Raw genomic sequence first — 25,436 nt, forward strand, 5'->3', positions numbered from 1 at the left:
CCAAACCCCGAGTCCCCCGCAACCCCACCCACGCGCCCCGCCACGACACAGTCTCGCAGCAAGATCCAGCCCCCTCAGCTACCGAACACAGGCACCCAACCAGCTACAGAAACAGCCGGTGCCACACCAACCCCCATACGCACCCACTCGCCACAACAACAGCTTCCGAGCGAAGCGAGACCGAGCCCCAAAGTTCGCGCCCGGCTCACGTCCGAGGGACAAATACGAAGCGACGAAGGAGCAAGCATTTACCCCTCGGACGCGAGCCATAGGGGCCGCGAACACGCAGCCCCGCAGGCGCCGCCAAACAACACAGCCGCGCCAGCGGCCAAAAACACAACCCTCAGAACGGATCCGCTGCCGCCCTACGCAACACCTCGCGTGCTAACGGTCCGTGCAGCGCGTCGATGGGTTTCCCTGGCAGCGTCTCGTCGTCGGTGAAGATCCATTCGAGGATTTCCTCGTCGGTGTACTTCGCGTCTTTCATCACTGTGATCAGCCCGGGCAGCGATTTGACTACCGCGCCGGTCTCGTCGAAGAATCGTTCGGGGACGCCGGCCACGCCGTCGCGGCGCAGGGCGAGCAGTTGATGGTCGCGCAGCATTTGATGAACCCGGGTTACTGCGAGCCCGATTTGGTCTGCCACCTCCGGCAGTGGGAGGACCACCACGGACTCCGGAAGGACGTCATCGCTGCAGGGAAATGCACTCACGGGGATAACGGTAGACGGTCGTAGGCCGCACGTCGTGAGACACCCGGGTGGCATTCGCCGATACCATCGTGGGGGCCGCACGGGGCGGCTGGTCGCTTGTCGCACTAGCAGCGAGGGGTGAGAACTTTGTGAAAGCCGGAGGACATCACTTGATCGGGCAAATTCTGGAAGGGCGCTACCGTATCGATGCGCCGATTGCTCGCGGCGGGATGTCGATGGTCTTCCGTGGTGTGGATACTCGCTTGGACCGCCCGGTCGCTATCAAGGTGATGGATCCGAAGTTCGCGGCCGATCCCCAGTTCTTGTCGCGGTTCGAATTCGAGGCGCGTGCGGTCGCGAAGCTCAAGCATCCGTCGTTGGTCGCGGTGTACGACCAGGGTGTGGATGGCGAGTATCCGTTTCTGATCATGGAGCTTGTCGAGGGCGGCACGCTGCGTGAGCTGCTACGTGAGCGCGGCCCGATGCCGCCGCACGCGGCGTGCGCGGTCGCCGAGCCGGTGCTCGCCGCGATAGGGGTGGCGCATTCTGCGGGCCTGATCCATCGGGATATCAAGCCGGAGAATGTGCTGATCTCGGATGCGGGTGAGGTGAAGATCGCCGATTTCGGTTTGGTGCGCGCGGTGGCGGCGGCCAACACCACCTCGGCGAGTGTGATCCTCGGTACCGCCGCGTATCTGGCGCCCGAGCAGGTCACCAGCGGCACCGCGGATTCGCGAAGCGATGTCTACGCGTTCGGTGTACTGATTTTCGAATTGCTTACCGGCCGTGTGCCTTTCACCGGTGATACCTCGTTGTCGGTGGCGTATCAGCGGATCGAGAACGATGTTCCGAGCCCGAGCCAGTTTATTCCGGGTGTGCCACCGGAGTTCGACGAGCTGATCATGCGGGCGACCGCTCGCGAGCCCGTGCACCGCTTCGCCGATGCGAACGAAATGGCGGCGGCGTTGCGTGGGATCGCGGTCACGTTGGATCTGCCGCCCTATCGGGTGCCCGCTCCCACAGAGTCGGCCGAGCATCTCAGCGCCACCTATCGGTTCGCGGCGCCGGAGCAGGCCGCTGCCGCTGCGGCCGCTCATCCTGACCCGCATACCCCGCCGGCCGTACAGCACACCAAGGTGGTGACGGCGCCGCGGCCCCGTTACGGCGATTACGGCCCACCCGACGGCTACGATCCGCGCACCTCGCAGCACGCCCACCCCTCGCCCTACCCGGAATATGATTCCGACCGCTCCCGCTCGCGTCGCACCGTGCTGCTATGGGTGGCGGCGGTGGCGATCTTGACGCTCGTGGTCGGCGTGGGCGGCTGGTGGCTCGGCGTCGGAAGATTCTCGCCGGTGCCGTCGATCGCCGGATTCGACCAGGAACGCGCCGTCGCCGCGCTGGCCGACGCCGGTTTCGAGACCGAGGTGCGGCAGAAGGCGTCGGACACGATCCCGGTGGGCGGTGTGGTGGGCAGCGACCCGTCTGCCGGGTCCAAGGTCATCAAGGGGTCGACGGTGGCGGTGTTGGTGTCCAGCGGCAAACCGAGGGTGCCAGATGTGAAATCCGGCGACGAGGTCTCGAGGGTCAACCAGCTCATCCGTGACGCCGGACTGCAGCCGGTCGATTCGGGAGAAACCGGAAGCTCCGCCCCCAAGGGCAGCCTCGCGCGAACCGAACCGGCGGCGGGCACCGTGTTGCCGATGAACGCTCAGGTCAAGGTCTATCGCAGTAACGGATCGAAGCCGGTCAAGCTGCCCGACCTGCGCGGAAAGACCACCGCGGAGGCCACCAAATTGCTGACCGATGCCGGTATTACGGTGCGTGAGACCAGGATGCAGTTCGATCGCGGCATCGAGGCCGACAAGGTGATCGGCACAGATCCCGCCGCAGGCACCACCGTGCAGTCCGGTGATGGCGTCACCCTGATCGTGTCCAACGCCATCCGCATGCCCAATGTGCTCGGGCAGAGTGTCGGGGACGCACGATCCAAACTGCAGAGTCTCGGCCTGCAGGTGCAGGTGCGTCAGCTGACGCAGTCCGACAGCTCAGTGGTGATCTCCCAGAGTCCCGCCGCGCAGGCCAATATCGAATCCGGGACCTCGGTGTCGATCGTCGCGCTACCGTGAACCGCCAGTAATGACCGAATCTTCCAGTGGCCCCAGCCAACTCGTGCGGCACGAACCCGTGCCGCACGAGCCGGATCGGAAACAGCTCAGCGCAGCATTTCGGCGACCAGGAACGCCAGCTCCAGCGACTGCTGGGTATTGAGGCGCGGGTCGCAGGCGGTTTCGTAGCGACCCGACAGGTCCAGGTCGGAAATGTCCTGCGCGCCGCCGAGGCATTCGGTGACATCCTCACCGGTCAGCTCGATATGCAGGCCGCCCGGATGGGTGCCGAGCGCGTGGTGAACCTCGAAAAAGCCCTGCACTTCGTCGATGATTCGATCGAAATGACGGGTCTTGTAACCGGTGGACGCCTCGTGGGTGTTGCCGTGCATGGGATCGCACTGCCAGATCACCTGATGCCCGGTGGCCTGCACCTTCTCGATGATCGGCGGTAGCACGTCGCGCACCTTGCCGTTGCCCATACGCGAGACGATGGTCAACCGGCCCGGCTCGTTGTTCGGGTCGAGCCGCTCGACGTACCCGACTGCCTGATCCGGCGTGGTGGTCGGGCCGATCTTCAGACCGATCGGGTTGGCGAGCAGCTCCGCGAGCGCGATATGTGCCCCGTCGAGCTGCCTGGTGCGCTCGCCGATCCAGAGGAAGTGCGCGGAGAGGTCGTAGAGCACCGGCTCGCCTGCCGCGTTCTCGCTGAGGCGGAGCATGGCGCGTTCATAGTCGAGCACCAGCGCCTCGTGGCTGGCGTAGATCCGCGCCGACTGCAGGCTGGGATCGTTGACCCGGCACGCGGACATGAATGCCAGACCACGATCGATCTCCGCGGCCAGCGCCTCGTACCGGGCGCCCGCCGGCGACTGTGCGACGAAGTCGCGGTTCCAGTCGTGCACCTGGTGCAGGTCCGCCATGCCCGCACCGGTCAGTGCGCGCACCAGGTTCATCGCCGCGCTGGCATTGGCGTAGGCACGCACCAGGCGTGACGGATCGTGCTCGCGGACCGCCGCGTCGGGCGCCAGCGAATTCACCATGTCGCCGCGGTAGGAGATGAGACCGAGCGAATCCGTATCGGAGGACCGTGGTTTGGCGTACTGACCCGCGATGCGCGCCACCTTGACGACCGGCAGGCTCGCGCCATAGGTGAGCACGACAGCCATCTGCAACAGCGTCCGAATGTTGCCGCGAATGTGCGGCTCGGTGTTGTCTGCGAAGGTTTCCGCGCAGTCGCCGCCCTGCATCAGGAATGCTTCACCCCGCGCGACCTCGGCGAGCTGCACTCGCAGCTCCTCCACCTCGGCAGGCACGCAGATCGGCGGCACGCTCTCCAGCACCGTGCGCATATCCGCCGCCAGCGCCGGATCCCACGACGGTTGCTGAAGCGCGGGACGGGCAAGCGCGGCATCAAGTCGCTGTCGCAACGCCGCGGGCAGCGGTGGCAGTTCCGGCAAGCGATCGATGGGTACGTCGACGGTCCAGTTCACCAGTTCAGAATACGTACCGCCCGGTCGCACAGACACCCGGAGTGGTGGAAATCCCCCCACCTGAGGTGACACAAATCTCCACCTCGAGCAACCCCTGCGGCGCGCCGACCCTCGGCCGACATAGGGTTGCCCGCGTTGACACGTGCCATGACCGCATCCGATGCCAAGGAGATAACCGATCCCGTTGCGATACTTTTACGATTCAGAATTCATCGAGGACGGGACAACGATCGACCTCGTTTCCATCGGTGTCGTTTGTGAGGATGGCCGTGAATTCTATGCGGTCTCTACCGAATTCGACCCCGATCGCGCCGGGCCGTGGGTACGCAAGCATGTGTTGCCGCAGCTGCCGCCGACGTCCTCACCGCTGTGGCGCAGTCGTGCGCGGATCCGCGACGACCTCTACAAGTTCCTGGTGCCTCGTTCCACCGTACAACCGGAACTGTGGGCCTGGGTGGGCGCCTATGACCACGTGGTTTTGTGTCAGCTGTGGGGATCGATGGTCGACCTTCCCAGCACCCTCCCGCGCTACACCAACGAACTGCGCCAGCACTGGGATGCCCACGGCCGCCCCGAACTACCTCCCGTCCCACCAGACGCCCACGACGCTCTCGCCGACGCCCGCCACAACCTGGCGAAATTCGAAGCCATCGAATCCGCCCGCCGCCGCTGACCTACCGCAGACGAAGGCCCCGAGTCGGATTCGACTCGGGGCCTTCGCTTTTGCTGAGGATCAGTGGCTCTGCTTTCCGCCCTGATCTTCTGCCTGTGCCTGCTGCAGCACGGCGAGTTGCCTGTGCTCCTCCTCGTGCTCGATCTCGAAAGCCTGCTCGCTTTCCTGCCAGGGATCGGCCCGTAGGAAGCTGCCGGTGCCGGGCTTGCCCGCCGAACCAAGCTTGCTCATCTTCTTGGGCACGGGCGCACCCTGGTACTCCAGCGGGACCGGGTGGCCGTGGTCGTCGACCGGGCCGAGCGGCTGGTGCACCTCGATGTACTCACCATGCGGCAGGCGCTTGATGACGCCGGTCTCGATGCCGTGCTCGAGCACCGCGCGGTCGCTGCGCTGCAGGCCGATGCAGAACCGGTATGCGATGAAGTACGCCAGCGGCGGGGCGACGAGCAGCCCGATGCGGCCCATCCAGGTGGTCGCGTTCAACGAGATGTCGAATTTCAGCGCCAGAACGTCGTTGACGCACGACAGCGTCAGCACCACGTAGAACGCGATCGCCATGGCACCGATCGCGGTGCGCACCGGCACGTCACGCGGACGCTGCAGCAGGTTATGGATCGCGGTGTCCTTGGTGAGACGCTTCTCGATCCACGGGTAGACGATCAGCACCGTGAACACCAGACCCATGATCAGCGCGACCCAGAACGCCGCCGGGATCGTATAGCGGCCCAGGTAGAGCTCCCACGGCGGCATCAGACGCGCCATACCGTCGGTCCACATCATGTAGAAGTCCGGCTGTGAACCCGCGGACACCTGAGATGGGTTGTAGGGCCCCAGGTTCCAGATCGGGTTGATCTGCATGACGCCACCCATGATGCCGACAATGCCGAGGGTGAAGGCGAAGAACGCCCCCTGGTCGGCGGCGAACACCGGCACGATGCGAGCGCCGACCACATTGTTCTCGGTGCGGCCCGGGCCGGGGAACTGGGTGTGCTTCTGGTACCACACCAGCGCCACGTGCGCCGCGATCAAGGCCAGGATGATGCCGGGCAACAACAGCACATGCGCGATGTAGAGGCGCGGAATGATGATGTCGCCAGGGAAGTCACCACCGAAGATCAGCCAGTGCAGCCAGGTACCTACGACCGGGACACCGATCGTGATACCGGAGAACGCGGCACGCAGACCGGTACCGGACAGCAGGTCATCAGGCAGCGAGTAGCCGAAGAAGCCCTCGAACATCGCAAGGATCAGCAGCAAGCAGCCGATCACCCAGTTCGCCTCACGCGGCTTGCGGAACGCGCCGGTGAAGAAGATGCGGAACAAGTGCACGATGATCGACGCCGCGAACAGCAGTGCCGCCCAGTGGTGGACCTGCCGGACGAACAGACCGCCACGCACCTCGAAGGAGATATCCAGCGAGGTCTCATAGGCCCGCGACATGGTCACGCCACGCAATGGCTGGTAGGCGCCGTTGTAGACGACCTCGCTCATCGACGGATCGAAGTACAGCGTCAGGTAGATACCCGACAGCAGCAGGATGATGAAGGCGTACAGCGCGATCTCACCGAGCAGGAACGACCAGTGGGTTGGGAAGACCTTGTTGATCGACCGCTTCATGAACGCGGCGGCGCGGTAGCGCTCGTCCGCCGCGTTGGCTTGGGCGACCGCCTTGTCTGCAAAGCTCATGAACGACGCTCCCAGTAGGCCGGGCCGAGCGGCTCGATGAAGTCGCCGTTGGCGACCAGGAAGCCCTCGGAGTTGACGGTGATCGGCAGCTGCGGCAGTGCGCGAGCGGCGGGACCGAAGACCGGCTTACCCCATTCGGTCGCCAAGAACTGCGACTGGTGGCAGGGGCAGAGGATCTTGTTGGTCTGCTGCTCGAACAGCGAAGTCGGGCAGCCGAGATGGGTGCAGATCTTCGAGTAGGCGAAGTAGTCGCCGAAGTTGAAGCTCTCCTGGCCCTTGCGCTTGATGGCCTTCTGCGCATCCTCGGTGCGCAGGCGAATCATCATGACGGCATTGCGGATACCGCGCAGCGACTGCAGCGTCGCGTGCTCGTCGCCGCGCCACTTTTCCTTCCACGGGAACACCGTCTCCATCGCGCCGGCATCCAGATCCTCGGGACGCACGAGCACGATGTCATCCGGGCGACCGGTATCGCGGCGGATGTAGATGGTCTCGCCCGGGAAGTCGGGGGTCCAGCCCGAAACCCACAGCGGCGACTTTTCGCGCTTGGCCCACGGGTTCTTGATCATGCCGCCGACGAACACCAGCAGCGCGCCGACACCGAGCACGCCGACACCAGCGCCCGCGGTACGGGTGATCATCTTGCGGCGACCGAGCGTCGAGGTGTCAAGGGCGTCACTGAGTTCGGCGACCAGGGTGCGGCGCTCGACCTCAGGCGACTTGCCGTCGTGGCGTTCCTGAATGGACAGCTCGGCGGGGATGAACTTCTTGCGTATCAGCACGACCGCGACGCCGATGACCAGCACCGCGATACCGAAGCTCAGGCCGACCAGCGGGGTAAACAGCGAGTAGGCCGCGTTGCCGGCCTCGTCCTTGCCTTTGTACTCCCAGGGCCAGAACAGATACACACCGATCAGCACCGCGGCGGCGAGACCGGAGATCGCGAACCAGAACGACACCTGTCGCTCGGCCCGCTTCTCCGCGCGCGTACCCGGGACCGGGAAACGCTCGCGCCGGTAGGCGACGTCGACACCGTCACGCTCGGTACCGAGCTTGACCAGCTCGTCGCGCGACATCGCGTCGAGCTGCTCCTCGGTGGGGTCCGTGGACACAGCGGGAGTCACCCCATCTTGTGACGGCTCGATGCCGTCATGGCCCTCATCCGGCCGACCCATGTCGTTTGGCTCCTTCTCCGTCATGACCTTGATCCGATCCACATCGCGGCGCCGACGACGAGCGTGATGCCGACCACCCAGATGGCCAGGCCCTCCGTCGCGGGACCGAACCCACCGAGGCCGTATCCGCCCGGATCCTTCTCTTCGGTGGCGTTCTTGACATAGGCGATGATGTCGCGCTTCTCTTCCGGACTCAGCTGCCGGTCGGAGAACTTCGGCATATTCTGCGGGCCGGTGACCATCGCGTCGTAGATCTGCTGCTCGCTCGCGGGCTCCAACGGCGGCGCGAACTTACCCGACGACAGCGCGCCACCCTTGCCGGTGAAGTTGTGGCAGGACGCGCAGTTCATGCGGAACAGCTCACCACCGCGAGCGATATCCGAGCCGCGCAGCGACTCCTGAGCCACCTCGCCATTCGCCTCGCGCACCACGCTCGGGCCGCCACCGTTGGCCGCCACGTACGCCATCAGGGCGTCGGTCTGGTGCTCGTCGAACTTCGGTGGCTTGCGCTGCGCCTGAGCCTCGTTGCGTGCCATCGGCATACGGCCCGAGGAAACCTGGAAGTACACGGCGGCCTCGCCGACACCGATCAGGCTGGGACCACGGTCGACCACGCCCTGCAGGTTCGCGCCGTGGCAGGTGACGCAGGAGGTCTCATACAGCTGCTTGCCATCGCGGATCAACGCGGACTGGTCCTCGTTCGCGGTCGCGACCTGCGGATCCGGCGTGAAGGCCGCAGCAAGGAAACCGGCTCCGACCAGCCCCACCAGCAGCGCGAGCCCACCCGCGATACGACGACGAGTGCGGCGTTGCTTACGCGTCTTGCTGGCCTTACCGCTGTCGGGGCTGGCGGGCTCTGGCGCTGACGGGGGAGATGAACTCATCTGTGTCCCTTTGGAGTAGACGGAACCGACTTGTGCAAAAGATTGGGGGTAGCTGGCTCAGCGGACGAAGTAGATCGTGGCGAACAACGCGATCCAGACGATGTCGACGAAGTGCCAGTAGTACGAGACGACGATCGCCGTGGTGGCCTGCGCTGGGGTGAACTTGCTGACCTTGGTACGGATCAGCACGAACACGAAGGCGATCAAACCGCCGATGACGTGCAGACCATGGAAGCCAGTGGTGATGTAGAAGACCGAGCCATAGACGCTGCTCGCGATCGAGGTGCCCTCGTGGACCATGTGCATGTACTCGTAGCCCTGGCCGAGCACGAAGAAGGTGCCCATCGCCAGCGTGACGACGTACCACCGGCGCAAGCCGAACACATCGCCCTTCTCCGCCGCGAACACACCCATCTGGCACGTGAACGACGAAGCGACCAGCACAGCCGTGACCGGCACGGCGAGCTTCAGATTCAGCTCGGTCGGCTCCGGCGGCCAGTTCTCGTGCGCCTGGGCGCGCGCGACGAAGTACATCGCGAAGAGCCCGGCGAAGAACATCAGCTCGCTGGACAGCCAGATGATGGTACCGACGCTCACCATGTTTGGCCGATTCAGCGAATGCACACGCTGAGTAATGGCCGATCCTGGGGTCCCTACTGCGGTCGTCACGGGGGTAAGTATGACTCGTCGTAGTACGACACAAGTACCCGGGTGCGAAACTCGTCGTGCCCTATCGGAAATCCCACAGACAGACAGCCTTCGACCAGCTGCGTTTGATTTGCCGAGTCTGCGGCTCGGCGTGTCGGCGGTCCCGAAGGGTTCGCGTCCGAGCGGTCGAGACTTGCGACCGGGTCGCGTGCGCTGCGACCACTCGGACGGGAACCGGCCGCTGACGTCGCTCGTAAGACTCGCTCGGTGTTGGTTGGGATGGTGTGATGACGGTGCGGGCGCTGGTGTCCAGCATTGCAGGTGACGGTAAGTAGAAGCTGAGACTTGGAGGCGAATGTGGCGCCGCGGTGGTGGGTTCGACTGTTCGGCGGTGGCGCGCGGGCGCCGCTCGACCCGAGCGCTGCCGATCTGGTCGTGGTCGCGGCGAGTTTCGACGATGCCGAGGCGAGTTCGACCGCGCTCGCGCGGGCTACCGGGTGGCGGTCCGAGGCGGATGCGGTGTTGCGTCATCATCTGCGGATCCCGGCGCAGGAGCGCGAGCAGGTATGCGCGATCGCCGCGCAGGACGGATACCTGCCTGATCCGCGCACTGATTCGTCATCGCCCGATGGCCTGGAAGAGGTGATCTTGCAGCGAGTCCAGGTATTGGATGCGCTGCATTTATCGCAGGAACGATCCCGGATGGCCGGGCTGGCACAGCGTCACAATGGCACAGCCGACGGATGGGATGCGCTGCAACCCGATCCCGCGACCGAACAGCGGTAATAGGGACCGGCCCACTAGGCTGCATGGCGACAAACTGGTGCGCGAACCAGTGTGATGGGAGAAATGGACATGAGGAGCGCAGCGGGCACAGCCGTGCATCGCACGATCATGCGGGAGCCGAGCGTCAGCGAGGCGAAGCCATGAGCGTGCGCAGCTGGCCCCAGGTGCTCGGGACCCTCGCCGATGGCGGTGACCTGGCCGCGGATGACACGGCGTGGGTGATCAACGAGATCTTCACCGATAACGCAACGCAGGCGCAGATCGCCGCGTTCGGTGTCGCGATCAAGATCAAAGGCCCGACCCCTGAGGAACTGTCCGGCATGGCGTCGGGCATGCTCGCGCACGCCCGTCTGGTCCACGTCGACGGCGACGCGGTGGACATCGTCGGCACCGGAGGCGACCGATCCGGATCGGTGAATATCTCCACGATGTCCGCGATCGTGGTGGCCTCGACCGGTGTTCCCGTGGTCAAGCACGGCAATCGGGCGGCGTCCTCCAAGAGCGGCGGCGCCGATGTGCTCGAGGCGCTCGGGGTGAAGCTGGCCCTCGGGCCAGAGGCGGTGACTCGCTGTGTGCATGAGGTCGGTATCGGCTTCTGCTTCGCACCGCTGTTCCATCCCGCGCTGCGTTTCGCCGGACCGGCCCGCAAAGAAATTGGCATTCCGACCGTCTTCAATGTGCTCGGCCCGCTGACGAATCCGGCTCAGCCGCGTGCCGGACTGGTCGGATGCGCCTTTCCCGACCTGCTCGCGGTGATCGCGGGGGTGTTCGCCGAGCGCGGTGCGAGCGCATTCGTGGTGCGTGGCAACGACGGCCTGGACGAGATCACCACCTCCGATACCACCGACGCGTGGATTGTCTCCGGTGGACGACTACGGGAGACGACGATCGACCCGGCCCGCCTCGGCATCCCCCGGGTGGATCTGGAAGCGCTGCGTGGCGGCGACGCCGAGGTCAATGCGGGGATCGCCCGCGATGTGTTCGCGGGCTCCCCCGGCGCGGTCCGCGACGCGGTGCTGGTGAACTCCGCCGCCGCCATCGTCGCCTACGACTTGTCGCGGAGCACCGGCGATCCCGAGGTCGATGTGCACGACGCGCTGGCCGCGGGTATCGAGCGCGCCGCCGCCGCGATCGACGCGGGCAAGTCCGCCGAACTACTCGATCGGTGGGTAAAGCTGACGAACACACTCGGCGACAGCTGAGCGCTTACAACTGCCGCACTGAGTCATTCCCCCAGTGAGAAGCCTGCCTCCACGTCCGCGCTGGAATACGACTTGAACGCGATGTGGGTGATAGTGCGGGCGACGCCGGGCGTCTTGTCGATCCGGTCGGTCACCACCTCGGCGATCTGCTCATGATCGCGCACCCGCACAATCGCGATCAGGTCGACTTCGCCCGCGCACGAATAGACCTCGGCGACGCCGTCGGTGTCGGCCAGCGCCTGCGCGGTCTCCGGGATGCGGGCGTTCTCGGCATTGATCATGACGATCGCGGTAATCATGGCTGTCAGCCTAACCAGCGCGAGCGAATCGATTACCCACAACGAGCGCGGGCGAGTCAGTTGCCCGAGCGTTCGACGTATTCCTCTTCCGGCGGTTTCGACCGTGCCGCAGTATCGGCCACCTCCACCCACCCCATCCATCTCCCGGCCCCGTTGACTGGCTCCCAGTACCCCTCGGTGGTGCGCACGATCCGCACCCCTGGACGCGCGAGCCATCGCACGATCAGCGCGACTTCTTCCGGTGACGCACCGCGTAGCGGCGGCATATCCATCGCAATATCGACAGCATCGGGCGTCTCGGGATCGGCGGACCTGCGCGCACCGGCCGCCGCGTCACCGCCCGCCGGGATCACGGTTTCCGCCGCGGCGACAATGCGTTCGACGACAGGCATAGGCGGTACCCCACGCGCGGCATTGCCCGCGCCCGCGAGACGGCCGTAGCGGATCACCGCGAATTCCCATCCGCCCGCGCCGTCCGGATGCGCGGCGATCAGCTCGGCGATACGGGCGACCGCGGCCAGGCGCTGGGTGCGGTACAGCGCGCGCATCACCGAAACGACCCGGTCCCGCAGCCGCGCCGCCGCCTCGAAATGTTCTGCACACGAGTGTGTTTCGATACATTCGAGCATGGCGCGCAGCGGGTTGTCGGAATGCCCCTCCACCAATGCGCGAACAATTGCCGGGGTCGGCGCGTATTCCTCTCTATTAGAAGGGCTTCCGCCGACGGTCGCGGCCGGGCAGCCGCCGACCACCGCGGGCGGGCATTCGTGCCTGCCCGCACGCGGCAGCCGTGTGGTGCAGGTGCGCAGACCCGTGTATTCGGCGACGGTGACCGCAACCTCGGTGGCTGCCATTCGAGAATGGAAGGGGCCTAATGAATCTCGGTTCGGCGAACGAACGATCGCGAAGCGCGGGAACGGCTCGTCGGTCAGGGTGATCCACCAGACTCGCGTGGGGAATTTCGAGCGACGGTTATAAGGAGGAGCGTGCGCGACGAGCAGACGCAACTCCCGCACCCCGGCTTCGAGCGCGTGCGCGCACACCACGTGATCGACACGGCCGGCCAGCGCCACCATTTCCTTCATCCGGCCTCTCGTCTCCGAACCGGTGAAGTAGTTGCGAACCCGGCGACGTAGGTTCACCGCGGTGCCGATATAGAGCACCTCGTCGGATGGGCCACGGAACAGGTAGACGCCGGGCGCGGTGGGCAGGTCGCCGGCGAAGACGCGTTTGGCGCGTTGTCGCGCGGTCACCCCCGGCAGATAGTCGAGCAGTTCGGTCAGGCTGTGCACGCCCTGATTGCCGACACGGGCGATCAGCGCGTGCAGCACGTCGACGGTCGCGCGCGCGTCGTCGAGGGCGCGGTGGGTCGGCTGGGTAGTCGCGCCGAGCAGCGGTGCGAGCAGTCCGAGTCGCACCGAGGGCGCCTCGTCGCGGGTCAGCACCCGGCGGGCCAGCTTCACTGTGCACACCACCGGCGCGACGGGCCAGGGCGTTTCACTGCGCGCGGCGGCGGCCCGGAGGAACGCCATATCGAAGCGCGCGTTGTGCGCGACCAGCACCGCGCCCGCGGCGAATTCCAGAAACCCGGGCAGCACCGCCTCGATCCGTGGCGCCGCATAAACCATCGCCGTGGTGATCCCGGTGATCTGCACGATCCCGGGCGGGATCTCGTGCCCAGGGTTGACCAAGGTGGCGAACTCGCCGAGCACTTCCCCGCCGCGCACCTTGACCGCACCGATCTCGGTGATCGCGTCGCCGTCCGGACTGGTGCCGGTGGTTTCCAGGTCGACCACCACGAAGGTGGTGTCGAACAGTGGGGTGTCGAGTTCATCGAAGGCCAGCTGCTTGGCGGCGGCCTGGCGCGGCACGGGGTCGGACACGGCGTGCAGCGTATGGCCAGGGACCGACAAGAACGATCCGCGCGACTTCACACGCGAAATGTCCGCATTCATCCGCAGAGATTTCGTACTATTACCCGCGAAATGATCTTCAATTCGCAAAAGCGACCCAGATCACATTTCTATCGGGACTGAATCAATCGACCGTGTGGGCCCGGTCGCGCCGAAGCGGTGTCGGCAGCACGTCACCGCGTGTCGCGATCACAACGACGACCCACTCGGCATCAAGCCGCTATCACTACTCAACATGCCGCTGCCACCTGGCTAGAAGGTAAAGCATCCGACCGTCACGGTCGCCCGGACACCGCCATCGACGCGCCACGTAACGGCTCGAACATCTACCGAATACGACCCGTCGTTATTGTTTCGTGATTGTTGTGACATAACTCGCATATCTCATGTCGCATTTTTGTTGAGCATTGGCATTTCTGATATCCGAGGCTTTACAAACCACCGTGATGTTTTCGTAACCTTTTCGAGACCTCACGGAGTTCCGCCGCGTCGCAAGGCCGGTGAAACGAAGTCCGCCGCACCACCGGGTACGGCGTCGTGGGGCAGATTCGGAGTACCGCATCATGGCGATCAACACCGTAAAGCGACAGGCGCAGCGTGCCGTTGCCGCTGGAGCCGTCGGCGCTGCCACCATCGGCGCGTTCATTCTCCCGGCCGCAACGGCATCGGCTCAGCCGGTGACCGTCCCGGGCATCGGAACCTTCGAGGTTCCCAATGAGATTCCCATCCCGGCGGACATCCCCGGCATCCAGCTCGGCAACCCGCCCGCGCAGCTGCCTTTCGTAGCTCCACAGAAGACGCTCGGCGATGTCGCGCTCGACGCCGCCATGACCAAGCTCGGCTCGCCCTACGTGTACGGCGCCGCGGGCCCCAACACCTTCGACTGCTCCGGGCTGGTCAAGTGGTCCTACCAGCAGGCGGGCCTGGAGGTGCCACGCACCAGCGAGGCCCAGCTCGGCGCCGGCTCCCCCGTCTCGCTCGACGACCTGCGGCCCGGCGACCTGGTGTCGTTCTACGGCGGCGGCCACTCCGGTCTGTACGCGGGCGACGGCAACGTGATCCACGCGTCGACATCGGGCGTCCCGGTGAAGATCGCGCCGATCTCGTCGATGCCGGCCACCGGAGCGCGTCGCTTCTGACCAGCTCCGCCCCGCCCTCGACAGGGCGGGGCGCGGGCCGATGCGCGTGATCGTTTCGTGCCCTACTGGACACGGACCTACGCCATTCCGTAACCTAATCGAGACCTTCCAGCGCTGCGGGTAAGCGATCCTTCGTTCTCGCAGCTCACGAGGTAAATGCGGCTCACCAAATGGAACTGCGTCCGATCGTTTGACGAGAGAACGGGGCACAGCAGGCTGTGGCACATCACCGGAGACAAAGCGCAAAGCGTCTGGTGGGCGGGGCACTGGCGACCGGAGTCCTCGCCGCGACGCTCTACGGCGGCAACTCGGCCGGAGCCGATCCGGCCGCGCTGCCGACCACAGCCGGTGAGGCCGTGCAGAAGATGATCGACCTGTCGCGAGAGTCAGAGCAGCTCAACCAGCAAGCGCTGGGCGTGCAGGCCGATCTCGACGCCAAGCTCGCCATCCAACGCGAAACCGATTCGAAACTCGCCGCCAGCACCGCCGTCGCCGACACCGCGCGAGGAAGTGCGCAAATTCCAGCCGATGGTGGACCGCGCAGCGATCGCCGCCTACCAGGGTGCGCGCACCAACCGGCTGTTCGCCGTGCTGGCAAGTAATTCGCCACAGCAGCTGCTCGATCAGATGTCCACGCTGGATGTGCTCTCGGCCAAGACATCCGATCAGCTCAACCTCTACAAGTCGGCGACCACCGCCGCGGCCGACGCGGAAGCGGTCGCGAAGGCCGCCGACGACAAAGCACGTGCCGCGTCGACGCGGGCCGATCAGGTCCGCACCGAACTGGAACGCAAGCGTGCGGATCTTTCCGGCTCGATCGCCCAGGTGGTTTCGGCATGGGGCACGCTCTCGGCCACCGAGAAGTCGGCACTCGTCGGTTCCCCCTTCCCACCCGGCTTCGACCGCGACACCCTGCTGCAGGGCCTGGTACCCGGTAGCGGCACCAGCGCACTGGCGGCCGGACTTACCCGTATCGGCGACCCGTATGTGTGGGGTGCGACCGGTCCGAACCAGTTCGACTGCTCCGGTCTGGTGCAGTGGGCGTTCAAGCAGGTCGGCATGGATGTGCCGCGAACCAGTTCGCAGCAGGCATCATTCGGCACTCCGGTCGATCAGAAGGACCTCCAGCCCGGCGATGTCGTGTTCTTCTATCCCGACATCTCCCACGTCGGCATATACGCCGGCAATGGACTCATGTTGCACGCCTCTACCTTTGGCGTCCCGGTCGCCGTATCGCCGATGAGCTCGACCCCGTTCCATTCCGCTCGGCGATACTGATCGGGCATGCACAGCCTCGGGCGTATTCGCGCTTGGTTGTCCGCGCGGCGGCGATTCCAGTTCGTCCTCACCGTTTCGATGGTGATGCTGCTGAGCGGTACCTGCGTCGCATTGCTCATGGTGCCCAATCCGGTAATGCCGAAATTGCATGCCGCCCAACAGACCTCGGCCGAAAACCTCGGCAAGCCCGCCGCAGATGACAATCCACGCCTGGTGGAAGTGCGCCGCACCGTCGAACCCTTCGGCGGCCTGGTCACCCGGGTGATCCCAACCGGGAACGGGCAGGAATCGCTGGTCGTCGGGCATCCGGATCAGCAGATCGAGATCGATGTGCTCGCTCGCGAACTGGCCGCCGCCACCGCTGCGGTCACCGACCTGTGGGGCCCGGATTGGCCCCGGGCGGCAACGGTCGTCGTGGCGTCCGCGCCCGCCGAATTCGCCGCGCTATTGCATTCCACCGAGATGCCCTCGGATGTTGCCGCCGCCTCGATCGCCGACCCGTTCGCGCCCGGCACCGAGCCGACCGGCCAGCGCGTCGTGTTCAGCGCGGACGCCGGGCGCCGTCTGTCGCCGGACGGCTTACGCACCCTGTTACGTCACGAACTCACCCACGTCGCCACCCGCGCCCGGACCGTCGACGGCGCGCCGCCCTGGATGCTGGAGGGTTTCGCCGAATACGCCGCACACCGTGGCCAGGGCCATACCTTCGGCGAGGCCGCCCCCACCGTCACCACACAGGTTCGCGCAGGCCAACTACCCGACGACCTTCCCGTTGCCACCACCTTCAGCGGCAAATCGGCCGTGCTCGCCTACGAGCAAGCCTGGTCCGTCTGCGCCTTCGTCGCCGAAAAATACGACGACACCCACCTCGTAGACCTCTACCGCCGCATCGCCGCAGGCAAACAAGACCCCGCAACCGAAGACCAGATCCTGCGCGAAGTCCTCGGCATCTCCCGAACAGACTTCATAGCCGACTGGCGCACATGGCTTTCCACCCGCGCCATATAACCCAGCGCCCCAGACTCCCCACCCCTTCCGCACCCGAATCAGGCAAGTCGCGACGACCACAATTTCCGAACCAAGCAAAACCCGACCACGCGAGTTCGCAGGCCGGCCCCCAAAACCACAGCACTCGAACTGGATCGCCAAACCCCTGGGCCGCACCACCCCCCGCACGCACCCACTCGCTACGACAACAGCTTCCGAGCCCAAACGAGACCGAGCCCGAAAGTTCGCAGCAGCGGCCAAAACACAGCACTAACTGGACCACCACCCCAACTGCCAAAGCACAGAACCCCGAACGGGTACAGAAACAGTCGGCGCCGCACGACGCCCCGAACATACCCACTCCCCCCGACACCAGATCCCGAGCGAAGCCCGAAATCGAGCCCCCAACTGCCAAAGCACAGAACCCCGAACGGGTACAGAAACAGTCGGTGCCGCACGACGCCCCCATACGCACCCACTCGCCACGACACCAGGTTTCGAGCGAAGCGAGATCGAGCACTAAAGTTCGCGGCCGGCTCGCGTCCGAGGGGCAAATACGAAGCGACGAAGGAGCAAGTATTTGCCCCTCGGACGCGAGCCATAGGGGGCCGCGAACACGCCGCACCAGCGGCCAAAAACACAGCCCGCGAACACGCAGCGCCGCAGGCGCTGCCAATCAAACACAGTAAGTTATTCACATGGCACGAACTCTGCTGGTTACCAATGATTTCCCGCCTCGGCCGGGTGGTATCCAGTCGTATCTGCAAGCGTTGACCGGTGAGCTGCCGCCGGATGATCTGGTCGTTTATGCTCCGCGGTGGCGTGGGGACAGTCATCTGAAATTCGACGCCAAGCAGAAGTTTCAGGTGGTTCGGCATCCGACGACGTTGATGCTGCCCACACCGCTGGTCGCGCGACGGGCGGCGCGGTTGTTGCGAAGCGAGAATTGCGACACGGTCTGGTTCGGGGCCGCGGCGCCGCTCGCGTTGCTGTCACCGATGCTGAGGCGGGCGGGGGCGCAGCGCATTCTGGCCAGCACCCACGGTCACGAGGTCGGTTGGTCGATGCTCCCCGGCGCCCGCCAGGCATTGCGCGCGATCGGCGAGCAAACCGATGTCGTCACCTATGTGAGCCGGTATACGCGTGGACGTTTCGCGTCCGCGTTCGGCGCGAACGCGGCATTGGAGTATCTACCGCCCGGCGTCGACACCACGCTGTTCCGGCCCGATCCCGCGGCGCGCACCGACCTGCGTGCCCGCTACGGGCTCGGCGACCGTCCGACCATTCTGTGCCTGTCGCGGCTGGTCCCGCGCAAGGGGCAGGACGCGTTGATCGTGGCTATGCGCGAGATTCGTGACCGCGTTCCTGGCGCGGTATTGGTGATCGCGGGCGGCGGCCCATACGAGGAGAAACTGCACGGGCTCGCCGCAGTTATCGGCGTCGATTCCGATGTGGTGTTCACCGGTCGTGTCCCGTCCGATGAACTCGCCGCCCACCACACCATCGCGGACGTGTTCGCCATGCCGTGCCGGACCCGTGGCGCCGGGCTGGATGTGGAGGGTCTCGGCATCGTGTACCTGGAGGCTTCCGCGTCGGGCGTTCCGGTGGTGGCCGGCCGCTCGGGCGGCGCGCCGGAGACCGTATTGGAAGGTAAGACCGGCCGGGTGGTGGACGGGCGCAAGACCGAGGAGATCGTCGAGGCCATCGTCGGTATCCTTTCCGACCGCGACGCCGCGGCGGAGATGGGCGCCCAGGGCCGGGCCTGGGCGGAGCAGCAGTGGCGGTGGGACAGCCTCGGCGCGCGGCTGCGGCATTTGCTGGCGTGACTCGGCGCCCGACGCGGCTGTGATCCACGACGCTCTGTCCACTACGCTCAGCCGGGTGAGCAGTATCCAGGTCGCAGATCAGACCTTCGTCGCCGCCCCGGGGGCTGCGGTTGCCGACGTGCTGTCGGGACCGAACAATTGGCGCCGCTGGTGGCCCGACCTCGCCCTGGACGTGCGAGAAGACCGGGGCGACAAGGGAATCCGCTGGTCGGTGTCCGGTGCACTGACCGGAACCATGGAAGTGTGGCTGGAGCCCTCGCTGGACGGGGTGATCCTGCACTATTTCCTGCACGCCGAGCCACCGGCACAGGGCCGGATCGCGCCGCGCCAAGTCCTCGCGGCCAATCGGGCACGCCGGGTGGCGGGCAAGAACATGTCGTTCGAGGTGAAGGCGCGACTGGAGGACGGACGCCCGGCCGGGGTCGCGCCCGAGCACAGCACGTCCTGACACTGCCCGACCGACTACCACAGAGCTCGATCAAAACAAGCAAAGGAACCGTTGTCCGCCATGGCCGACAGGACCCAGAGGTCGATCATCATCGAGGCACCCCTACAGCGGGTGATGTCCGTCATCGCCGATCTGGAGTCGTACCCGGAGTGGGTGTCGGCGGCGAAGTCCGTCGAGGTGCTGGACAGGGGGGCCGACGGCAGAGTTCGTACCGCGCGCTTCGTGCTGGACGCCGGTGTCGTCAAGGACACCTACGTGCTGTCCTACACCTGGCGGCCCGATAACAGGGCGGTCAGCTGGACCCTCGTCAGCGGCGACCTGCAAAAGGCGCAGGATGGCACTTACGAACTCATCGATCAGCCCGACGGCACCACCCAGGTGACCTATGAGCTGACCGTCGACCTGAACATCCCGATGATCGGCATGTTCAAGCGCAAGGCGGAGAAGGTGATCACTGATACCGCGTTGAAGGAACTGAAGAAACGGGTTGAAGGCTGATCGCGAACCGCGCCGGGGCCGGCCACGAGACCCGGGTCGAACTGTTCATCGGCAAAGGCGGGGTCGGCAAGACGACGCTGGCGTGCGCGACAGCGATGTCGTATGCGCGAGCGGGTGCCAGCGTGCTGGTGGCTTCCCTGGATCAGGCGCATTCCCTCGGTGACGCGCTCGGCTTCCGGTTTCCGCACGATCCGGGCACGGTGGCCGGTATTGCGACCGTGCGGCCCGGCCTCGAGGTCATCGAGGTGGATTCCCTCGCGCTGCTGGAAGATCGGTTTCGCGACGTGGTGCGAATGCTGGAGGCCGACAACACCCACCACGACCACGGCGTCGATTTCGCGGCCCTCGATCCGGCCGAGCTGACCGGGCTTCCCGGCGTGCAGGAACTGTTGATGTTGGTGGAGGTCACCCAATTCGCCAACGAGGATCACTGGGATGTGATCGTCGTCGATTGTCCTCCGTCGGCCGACATGCTGCGCATCGTCACCGCGCCGGACACCCTGCTCGGCTATCTGGAACGGATCTGGCCGCCGCACGCACGGGCGATGAGCACCATCGGCACCGATTTGCGGCGTGCCGTACTGGCCGAGACCGTCGAACGGATCGTCGGCGCGGTAACCGAGGTCCGCGATCTGCTCGCTGATCATCGACGCACCGGGGCCCGGCTGATCACGGTCGCCGAACGTGTCGCGGTCGCGGAATCCGAGCGGGTGCGTTCGGCTACGGCACTGCTCGGTCTGCGCGTTGACGCGGTCGTGGTCAACAAGGTGCTGCCCGCCACCGATCCCGCCGAGTCGAATCATCCTGCGGCGCATTGGTATCTGAATCGGCGCGGCGAGCAGTTGGCGGTGATCGCCGAACTGCAACACGATATGGACGCTATTCCGGTACTGATCGCCCAGCACACCGGGGCCGAGCCGGTCGGGGTGCCGGCACTGACCGCGCTGTCGTACGCGGTCGACACGGATCCGGTACTGCGCGACAAACCGGCGGAGGTTCACGCACGTTCGGGCGATCCGGTGGTTCGATTGGAGTCGGGCACCGGACTGCATTCGGTGTACACGTTGCGGATGCACCTGTCCGTCGTCGATCCGGCGACGCTGCGGTTGGGACGAGTGGAGGACGATTTGATCGTGGGAGCGGACGGGATCCGGCGCCGCGTGCGCCTGGCGCCGGTGTTGCGGCGGTGCACGGTCGATGGAGCCCGGCTCGACGGCGGATATCTAGTTGTCGGATTTCGCCCTGACCCGCAGGCGTGGCCGACATGATCGGCTCTAGCGCCGCCCCGTCTCGGCGGCGCGGTCGGCGAAGCCCGGGCAATGCTGGGGCCGACAGCAATTCGGGCCATGCCGCTCGAGATCCATGGCCGGATGAGAACATCGGTGACACTGCGGCTTCCGGCGATCCGGTCGGCGACGTCGGTGCGGACGACACTCCACCAGAGCATGAGCACGACGCCACCCGACATGGCTCCGGCCCTGGCCCCCGCTCCGGCCAGGGCTGCGGCGGATTCGATCCCGGCGACGGGCTGGGTGAGTTCGCGGCGGAGCTGAAGCTACTGGCCGAGGCTGTTCTGGAGCGGGTCGAGCCGGTGCTGCGCCGAGCCGCGGTCGAGGGTGAGACCCCACGGTCGAGCTGTAGTTGGTGCCCGGTGTGCGCGGCCGCCGCGCTGACGCGCGGTGAGCAGCATGATGTGATCGCGGCGGTGGCCGAGCACGGTGCCGCGATCGTCACGGTATTGCGGGAAGCACTGTCCGGTGTACCGGTCGAGCCGGTGCCGCCATCCGACGACGACGCGGCGACAGCAACGTCGCACGATGATCCGGTGTCACACACGCACACCCCACCAGATCCTTCGACACCACGCGGCGACCGCACCACGCGGCGCGCGACCTCGTCCGGACGTACCCGTTCCAGGTACGTCAGCATCCCCGTGACGCTCGAGACATGACGCGACAAATGGCGGCGGCACAACCGCTGACCGTTGGTATCGATGTCGGTGGCACGAATATTCGCGCCTCGGTCGTCGACGGTGACGGTGAGGTGCTCGATACAGTTCAGGCGCCGACCCCGCATTCGGCTCGCGCGCTGGAGGACGCGCTCGACCGGACGGTCCGTGAGCTGCGCCATAGGCATCCGATCGGCGCTGTGGGGCTGGCTGTGGCCGCATTCATCACCGCCGATCGCACGACTGTCCGCTTCGCTCCGCATCTGCCGTGGAAGGACACACCCGTCGCGCGGCGGCTCGGCGAGCGCCTCGAACTGCCGGTGATTCTCGAGCACGACGCCAATGCCGCGGCATGGGCGGAGTATCGGTTCGGCGCGGCGGCGGGCGGGCACAACGTGGTGCTCGTCGCGATCGGTACCGGCATCGGCGCGGCGCTGCTGATCGACGGCAAGCTATATCGCGGCACCCACGGCGTGGCACCGGAACTCGGCCACCTGCAGGTGGTTCCGGACGGACGGGCCTGCCCGTGCGGAAAGCGCGGATGCTGGGAAAGGTATTGCAGCGGAACGGCGCTCGCCGATACCGCGATCGAGATGCTGGCCACCGACCCGACCCATTCGACGGTGCTCGCCAGGGACGTGTTCCGCGATCCTGGCTCGCTGACCGGGCGTCGGGTCGCAGGCGCGGCACAGGACGGCGATCCGCTCGCGGTGCGGGTGATGAACGATTTCGCGCGCTGGCTCGGTCTCGGACTGGCCTTCGTCAGCGATATCTTCGACCCCGATCTGGTCGTCATCGCTGGCGGCGTCAGCAGTTCGGCGCCACTGTTCCTCGACGAGGCGCGCGAAGAATACGCCCGGGCGATCACCGGCGCGGGCCATCGCCCGTTGGCCCGGATCCGCACCACCCAACTCGGTGAGGCCGCCGGGATGATCGGCGCCGCGGAACTCGCCAGGGCAACTCTCGCCGATACCGGCCGCGGGCGTTCGCGAGTCGCACGCACCAGCCACTGACAAGTGTGGTGAGATACGCCCGCTGGCTTGGATGTGATCTGTCTCCACCGGTAAAGTCGGCAGCAAACACAGGTGCCCGTAACGAACCCGGTCCGGGGAAAGGACGTCATGTTCTACTGGCTGCTGAAGTACGTGCTGCTGGGACCGTTCATGCATCTCTACAACAGGCCCATCGTCGAGGGTGTGGAGAATATTCCGGCGGACGGTCCGGCGATTATGGCGGGCAATCATCTATCCTTCGCCGATTGGCTTTTCGCGCCGCTACTGAGTCCGCGTCGCATCAACTATCTGGCCAAGGCCGAGTACTTCAACACCCCGGGCATCAAGGGTGCGTTCCAGAAGTGGTTCTTCACCACCTCCGGCCAGTTCCCGATCGATCGCACCGGCGCCGACGCGGCCGAGGACGCTCTCAACGCGGCCCGCAAGCTGCTCGACCAGGGACGACTGGTCGGGCTCTACCCGGAGGGCACTCGCTCCCCCGACGGCCGTCTCTACAAGGGCAAGACCGGCCTGGCCCGCCTCGCGCTCGAGACCGGTGTTCCGGTGATCCCGGTCGCCGTGATCGGCACCGACGATGTCAGCCCACCCGGCCCGTTCCGCTGGCGCCGCCACAAGGTCACGGTCAAGTTCGGCACCCCCATCGACTTCTCCCGCTACGAAGGCATGGGCGGTAACCGTTTCGTCGAACGCTCGGTCACCGACGAGGTCATGTACGAACTCATGCAACTCGGCGGCCAGGAATACGTCGACGTCTACGCGGCCAGCCTCAAGAAAGGTGTCCCCAGCGGCAACCGCCCCGACGCCACTCGCATCCCGGAGACCGCCGCCAGCTGATCGGTGCGTCCAGCTGCGATACCGCCTCCGCCGCCACCTGGCGCCGGAGGCGGTACCCGTTTCAGCGCCCGTGACGATCTCGGTCTGGTCAGAGTTGTGGCGCGACGCCCCGACTTCCTCGACCGGAGCGTCGCACCTGGCACCGATGGCCTTCGTCAACTGCCGTGACGCCTCGTAAGAGGTTACGCCGCAACCACTTCGGCGGTGTCGATTCTCCACGCAAACTCCCGTGGCCCGCCGTGGCGTGCGTTCGATTTGATCAACCCGACCACAATCGTTCACCCCCCGTTGAGCTCGTTGCGCAAGGGTTGCCTCATGAATTTTGGTGGTTCGGACCTCGGTGTCTCCCGGCGCACCCTGCTGCGCGCCTCCGCTGCTGGACTGGTGACGGCTCCCGCGCTTGCCGCCTGCTCGACGAATGACGGGCCCGCGTTGGTCCGCCAACGCCCAAACCTCACCCACGGCGTCGCGGTCGGTGACCCACGCGGCGACGGCGCGCTGATCTGGGCACGCTCGGACCAACCCGCGACGCTCATCGTGGAGACCGCGGCAACCGAGTCCTTCGCCGACGCCAAACGTTTCACCGGACCCGAGCTCACCCCCGCGAGCGACGGCACCGGACGCATCAGGGTAGCGGGGTTGCCACCAGGGCAGCTGGTGCATTATCGGGTGACGCTGGCCGGCGAGGACGGCGCGACTTCGGAGCCGCTGACGGGCGTCTTCCGGACCACACCGGCCGCCGCCGCCGATATCAAGCTGCTGTGGTCGGGTGACGTCGTCGGCCAGGGCTACGGCATCAATCCAGAACTCGGCGGCATGAAGATCTTCTCCGCCATGGCCGCGCGGGACCCGCACCTGTTCATCCACTCGGGCGACAGCATCTACGCCGACGGCCCGCTTAAGGAATCGGTGACGCTGCCCGACGGCCGGATCTGGCGCAATGTCGTGTCCGAACCGAAAAGCGCTGTCGCCCAGACCCTCGACCAGTTCCGCGGCAACTTCGCATACAACCTCACCGACGACAACTACCGCCGCTTCAACAGTTCGGTCGCCCAGATCGTGCAGTGGGACGATCACGAGACCGTCAACAACTGGTACCCCGGCGGTCTGGTCGCCGAGACCAAGGGCTACTCCGAGCGCAGCATGGACACCCTGTCCTCGCGCTCCTGGCAAGCGTTCCACGAATGGATGCCGTTGGAGCCGTCGGAAGCGGTGGACGGGCGCATCTACCGCAAGATCTCCTACGGCCCGCTGCTCGACGTCTTCGTGTTGGACATGCGGACCTACAAGGACACCAACGACGCCGATAACGGCCCAAGCGGACGCGTTTTCGGTCCGGCACAGACCAAGTGGCTCATCGAGGGCCTACGCGACTCCAGGGCCACCTGGAAGATCGTCGCCAACGACCTCCCGCTCGGCCTCGTCATCAAGGATGGCGAGCAAGTGAACACCGCCGCCTTCGAGGGCGTGGCCAATGCCGACCCCGGAGCGCCGTCGGGCCGCGAAACCGAGATCGCCCAGGTACTTTCGTCGATCAAGGCCAACAAGGTCGGCGGTGTCGTATGGCTGACCGCGGACGTGCATTACACCGCGGCGCATCACTATGCCCCGGAACGCGCGGCCTTCACCGACTTCGACGATTTCTGGGAGTTCGTCTCCGGACCGCTCAACGCGGGCGCGTTCGGCCCCAACGATCTGGACGCGACATTCGGTCCGCAAGCGGTGTTCGTGCATGCTCCGCCGACACAGAATGCCGCACCGCTCGACGGCGCGTTCCAACATTTCGGTGAGGTCCTGATCGATGGCAAGTCAAGAGACCTGACGGTCAATTTGTGCGATGCCACCGGATCAGTGCTGTTCAGCCAGCGGCTTTCGCCGCCGATCCGTTGAGCTCCGAGATCGGTCGA

22 protein-coding genes and 1 pseudogene are annotated in these 25,436 nt (G+C 65.9%); 15 read left to right on the forward strand and 8 right to left on the reverse strand.

Translation table 11 applies throughout. From position 1 onward, the window contains the following. Positions 1 to 343: 343 nt before the first annotated feature. Positions 344 to 712, reverse strand: a complete 369-nt coding sequence (locus LKE06_RS20425; RefSeq protein WP_228000904.1) for an Rv2175c family DNA-binding protein — start codon at positions 710 to 712, stop codon at positions 344 to 346. Positions 713 to 861: 149 nt separating this feature from the next. Here LKE06_RS20425 and pknB point away from each other — a divergent pair, with 149 nt between their 5' ends. Next, positions 862 to 2,820 carry a Stk1 family PASTA domain-containing Ser/Thr kinase gene (pknB, locus tag LKE06_RS20430; RefSeq protein WP_228000905.1) on the forward strand — a complete coding sequence of 653 codons (1,959 nt, stop codon included), beginning with the start codon at positions 862 to 864 and terminating at the stop codon, positions 2,818 to 2,820. An 86-nt stretch (positions 2,821 to 2,906) separates the two neighbouring features. On the opposite strand, the gene LKE06_RS20435 is transcribed toward pknB, so the two are convergent. Beyond that, positions 2,907 to 4,292: a class II 3-deoxy-7-phosphoheptulonate synthase gene (locus LKE06_RS20435; protein ID WP_228000906.1), complete on the reverse strand. Its 1,386-nt coding sequence runs from the start codon at positions 4,290 to 4,292 to the stop codon at positions 2,907 to 2,909. 184 nt (positions 4,293 to 4,476) lie between these two features. Between LKE06_RS20435 and LKE06_RS20440 the strand changes: the two genes are divergently transcribed. Beyond that, positions 4,477 to 4,965, forward strand: coding sequence for a polyadenylate-specific 3'-exoribonuclease AS (locus tag LKE06_RS20440; protein WP_228000907.1), 489 nt, complete (start codon positions 4,477 to 4,479; stop codon positions 4,963 to 4,965). A 60-nt stretch (positions 4,966 to 5,025) separates the two neighbouring features. Here LKE06_RS20440 and qcrB read toward each other — a convergent pair whose 3' ends face one another. Genes qcrB through ctaE form a run of 4 tightly spaced genes read right to left on the reverse strand, consistent with a single transcriptional unit; the run spans position 5,026 to position 9,379 of the window. After that, a complete protein-coding gene (gene qcrB / locus LKE06_RS20445) occupies positions 5,026 to 6,651 on the reverse strand; it encodes a cytochrome bc1 complex cytochrome b subunit (protein ID WP_228000908.1) in 1,626 nt (541 codons plus the stop codon). After that, positions 6,648 to 7,826, reverse strand: a complete 1,179-nt coding sequence (qcrA, locus tag LKE06_RS20450) for a cytochrome bc1 complex Rieske iron-sulfur subunit (protein ID WP_228000909.1) — start codon at positions 7,824 to 7,826, stop codon at positions 6,648 to 6,650. The genes qcrB and qcrA overlap by 4 nt, the downstream gene beginning before the upstream one ends. 20 nt (positions 7,827 to 7,846) lie before the next feature. Further along, positions 7,847 to 8,710 carry a cytochrome bc1 complex diheme cytochrome c subunit gene (gene qcrC / locus LKE06_RS20455; RefSeq protein WP_228000910.1) on the reverse strand — a complete coding sequence of 288 codons (864 nt, stop codon included), beginning with the start codon at positions 8,708 to 8,710 and terminating at the stop codon, positions 7,847 to 7,849. 57 nt (positions 8,711 to 8,767) lie between these two features. After that, positions 8,768 to 9,379: an aa3-type cytochrome oxidase subunit III gene (gene ctaE, locus LKE06_RS20460; RefSeq protein ID WP_228000911.1), complete on the reverse strand. Its 612-nt coding sequence runs from the start codon at positions 9,377 to 9,379 to the stop codon at positions 8,768 to 8,770. Positions 9,380 to 9,703: 324 nt separating this feature from the next. Here ctaE and LKE06_RS20465 point away from each other — a divergent pair, with 324 nt between their 5' ends. Continuing rightward, entirely contained in the window at positions 9,704 to 10,144 is a 441-nt protein-coding gene (locus LKE06_RS20465) for a ribonuclease E inhibitor RraB (protein ID WP_228000912.1), read from the forward strand. Between the two features lie 140 nt (positions 10,145 to 10,284). Beyond that, positions 10,285 to 11,346 (forward strand): anthranilate phosphoribosyltransferase, encoded by a 1,062-nt coding sequence (gene trpD, locus LKE06_RS20470; protein WP_228000913.1) that lies wholly within the window; start codon positions 10,285 to 10,287, stop codon positions 11,344 to 11,346. A 23-nt stretch (positions 11,347 to 11,369) separates the two neighbouring features. Here the strand turns inward: trpD and LKE06_RS20475 are convergent, their stop codons facing one another. Then, positions 11,370 to 11,645, reverse strand: a complete 276-nt coding sequence (locus tag LKE06_RS20475; RefSeq protein ID WP_228000914.1) for an Lrp/AsnC family transcriptional regulator — start codon at positions 11,643 to 11,645, stop codon at positions 11,370 to 11,372. Positions 11,646 to 11,701: 56 nt separating this feature from the next. Then, the gene (locus LKE06_RS20480; RefSeq protein ID WP_228000915.1) at positions 11,702 to 13,528 is read right to left on the reverse strand and encodes a DEDD exonuclease domain-containing protein; all 1,827 of its coding nucleotides are present in this window, start codon (positions 13,526 to 13,528) and stop codon (positions 11,702 to 11,704) included. A gap of 593 nt (positions 13,529 to 14,121) precedes the next feature. Between LKE06_RS20480 and LKE06_RS20485 the strand changes: the two genes are divergently transcribed. From LKE06_RS20485 to LKE06_RS20535, 11 genes and pseudogenes are all read left to right on the forward strand, one after another. After that, on the forward strand, positions 14,122 to 14,697 hold the full coding sequence (locus tag LKE06_RS20485; protein WP_228000916.1) for a C40 family peptidase: 576 nt from the start codon (positions 14,122 to 14,124) through the stop codon (positions 14,695 to 14,697). A 218-nt stretch (positions 14,698 to 14,915) separates the two neighbouring features. Continuing rightward, a pseudogene (locus LKE06_RS20490) lies at positions 14,916 to 15,975 on the forward strand (NlpC/P60 family protein). Between the two features lie 6 nt (positions 15,976 to 15,981). Further along, positions 15,982 to 16,983 carry an eCIS core domain-containing protein gene (locus tag LKE06_RS20495; protein ID WP_228000917.1) on the forward strand — a complete coding sequence of 334 codons (1,002 nt, stop codon included), beginning with the start codon at positions 15,982 to 15,984 and terminating at the stop codon, positions 16,981 to 16,983. A 677-nt stretch (positions 16,984 to 17,660) separates the two neighbouring features. Further along, positions 17,661 to 18,788 carry a glycosyltransferase family 4 protein gene (locus tag LKE06_RS20500; RefSeq protein ID WP_228000918.1) on the forward strand — a complete coding sequence of 376 codons (1,128 nt, stop codon included), beginning with the start codon at positions 17,661 to 17,663 and terminating at the stop codon, positions 18,786 to 18,788. A gap of 55 nt (positions 18,789 to 18,843) precedes the next feature. After that, a complete protein-coding gene (locus tag LKE06_RS20505) occupies positions 18,844 to 19,236 on the forward strand; it encodes a polyketide cyclase / dehydrase and lipid transport (RefSeq protein WP_228000919.1) in 393 nt (130 codons plus the stop codon). A gap of 60 nt (positions 19,237 to 19,296) precedes the next feature. After that, positions 19,297 to 19,734 carry an SRPBCC family protein gene (locus LKE06_RS20510; RefSeq protein WP_228000920.1) on the forward strand — a complete coding sequence of 146 codons (438 nt, stop codon included), beginning with the start codon at positions 19,297 to 19,299 and terminating at the stop codon, positions 19,732 to 19,734. Positions 19,735 to 19,775: 41 nt separating this feature from the next. Then, positions 19,776 to 21,002 (forward strand): ArsA family ATPase, encoded by a 1,227-nt coding sequence (locus LKE06_RS20515; protein ID WP_255649520.1) that lies wholly within the window; start codon positions 19,776 to 19,778, stop codon positions 21,000 to 21,002. Beyond that, positions 20,999 to 21,685 carry a hypothetical protein gene (locus LKE06_RS20520; RefSeq protein ID WP_228000921.1) on the forward strand — a complete coding sequence of 229 codons (687 nt, stop codon included), beginning with the start codon at positions 20,999 to 21,001 and terminating at the stop codon, positions 21,683 to 21,685. The genes LKE06_RS20515 and LKE06_RS20520 overlap by 4 nt, the downstream gene beginning before the upstream one ends. Continuing rightward, the gene (locus LKE06_RS20525; protein ID WP_228000922.1) at positions 21,682 to 22,695 is read left to right on the forward strand and encodes an ROK family glucokinase; all 1,014 of its coding nucleotides are present in this window, start codon (positions 21,682 to 21,684) and stop codon (positions 22,693 to 22,695) included. Before LKE06_RS20520 ends, LKE06_RS20525 begins: the two co-directional genes overlap by 4 nt. A 108-nt stretch (positions 22,696 to 22,803) precedes the next feature. Beyond that, positions 22,804 to 23,529, forward strand: coding sequence for a lysophospholipid acyltransferase family protein (locus tag LKE06_RS20530; RefSeq protein WP_228000981.1), 726 nt, complete (start codon positions 22,804 to 22,806; stop codon positions 23,527 to 23,529). Positions 23,530 to 23,844: 315 nt separating this feature from the next. Next, the gene (locus tag LKE06_RS20535; RefSeq protein ID WP_228000923.1) at positions 23,845 to 25,419 is read left to right on the forward strand and encodes an alkaline phosphatase D family protein; all 1,575 of its coding nucleotides are present in this window, start codon (positions 23,845 to 23,847) and stop codon (positions 25,417 to 25,419) included. Positions 25,420 to 25,436: the final 17 nt, after the last annotated feature.

This window comes from Nocardia australiensis, assembly GCF_020733705.1.
GTDB classification, from domain to species: Bacteria; Actinomycetota; Actinomycetes; order Mycobacteriales; family Mycobacteriaceae; genus Nocardia; species Nocardia australiensis.

Coding starts and splice junctions, on each gene's coding strand:
- LKE06_RS20525 (WP_228000922.1), top strand. CDS start 21,682: ATGACGCGACAAATGGCGGCGGCACAACCGCTGACCGTTGGTATCGAT.
- LKE06_RS20530 (WP_228000981.1), top strand. CDS start 22,804: ATGTTCTACTGGCTGCTGAAGTACGTGCTGCTGGGACCGTTCATGCAT.
- LKE06_RS20485 (WP_228000916.1), top strand. CDS start 14,122: ATGGCGATCAACACCGTAAAGCGACAGGCGCAGCGTGCCGTTGCCGCT.
- LKE06_RS20510 (WP_228000920.1), top strand. CDS start 19,297: ATGGCCGACAGGACCCAGAGGTCGATCATCATCGAGGCACCCCTACAG.
- qcrB (WP_228000908.1), bottom strand. CDS start 6,651: ATGAGCTTTGCAGACAAGGCGGTCGCCCAAGCCAACGCGGCGGACGAG.
- qcrA (WP_228000909.1), bottom strand. CDS start 7,826: ATGGGTCGGCCGGATGAGGGCCATGACGGCATCGAGCCGTCACAAGAT.
- trpD (WP_228000913.1), top strand. CDS start 10,285: ATGAGCGTGCGCAGCTGGCCCCAGGTGCTCGGGACCCTCGCCGATGGC.
- LKE06_RS20475 (WP_228000914.1), bottom strand. CDS start 11,645: ATGATTACCGCGATCGTCATGATCAATGCCGAGAACGCCCGCATCCCG.
- LKE06_RS20535 (WP_228000923.1), top strand. CDS start 23,845: ATGAATTTTGGTGGTTCGGACCTCGGTGTCTCCCGGCGCACCCTGCTG.
- qcrC (WP_228000910.1), bottom strand. CDS start 8,710: ATGAGTTCATCTCCCCCGTCAGCGCCAGAGCCCGCCAGCCCCGACAGC.
- LKE06_RS20520 (WP_228000921.1), top strand. CDS start 20,999: ATGATCGGCTCTAGCGCCGCCCCGTCTCGGCGGCGCGGTCGGCGAAGC.
- LKE06_RS20500 (WP_228000918.1), top strand. CDS start 17,661: ATGGCACGAACTCTGCTGGTTACCAATGATTTCCCGCCTCGGCCGGGT.
- LKE06_RS20495 (WP_228000917.1), top strand. CDS start 15,982: ATGCACAGCCTCGGGCGTATTCGCGCTTGGTTGTCCGCGCGGCGGCGA.